The following is a 961-nucleotide window of genomic DNA, read 5'->3' on the forward strand; positions in this document are numbered from 1 at the left end:
TCAACACATTGACACGTTCGTCGATCAGCAGCTCGTGGAAGTCCTGCGGTGAGCGCGTAACTTCCTCGGGCACCACCGGCGTGCCCAAAGGGGTGGCCATCACCCACCGCAACGTGACCGAGTTGTTGTCCGCGTTGGATGCCGGCCTTCCCCGAGCGGGTGTCTGGGCGCTGTGTCATTCGCTGGCGTTCGACGTGTCGGTGTGGGAGATCTTCGGTGCGCTGCTGCGGGGCGGCCGGGTCGTGGTGGTGCCCGAGGAAGTTACGCGCTCACCGCAGGACTTCCACGAGCTGCTGATCGACGAACGTGTCAATGTGTTGACGCACACCCCATCGGCCCTGGCTGCGCTCACCCCGCGGCACTTGGATGTGGCGGCGTTGGTAGTGGTCGGGGAGGCATGCCCGGTCGAGGTGGCCGACCGTTGGGCGCCGGGGCGGGTGATGGTGAACGCCTACGGGCCCACCGAGACGACAATGTGCGTCGCGATCAGCGCGGCGCTGACCCCCGGTTTGGAATCGGTGCCGATCGGAACCCCGGTTGCGGGTGCGGCCCTGGCCGTGCTCGATGCGTGGTTGCGGCCGGTGCCGGCTGGGGTGGTTGGTGAGTTGTATGTGGCCGGTGCCGGGGTTGGCGTGGGGTATGTCGGCCGGGCGAGTTTGACGGCGTCGCGGTTTGTCGCGTGTGCGTTCGGGGGGTCCGGTCAAAGGATGTATCGCACTGGGGATTTGGTGTGTTGGCGTGCGGATGGGCAGCTCGAGTATGTGGGTCGTGCTGATGAGCAGGTCAAGATCCGCGGGTATCGGATCGAGCTGGGTGAGATTCAGGCGGTCCTGGCCACGCTCCCTGGGGTCGAGCAGGCGGTGGTGATCACCCGCGAGGACCGTCCCGGTGACAAGCGCCTGGTCGCCTACCTGACTGGGACAGCCGACGCGGCCGGGGTGCGAAGCCAACTGGCCGCCCC

1 protein-coding gene is annotated in these 961 nt (G+C 67.1%); it reads left to right on the top strand.

The features are described from left to right. Positions 1-961, top strand: a 961-nt coding sequence (locus A5686_RS17480) for an AMP-binding protein (RefSeq protein ID WP_156750124.1), incomplete at both ends; no start/stop codon positions are given.

The organism is Mycobacterium sp. E2479, from assembly GCF_001667925.1.
Lineage (GTDB): Bacteria > Actinomycetota > Actinomycetes > Mycobacteriales > Mycobacteriaceae > Mycobacterium.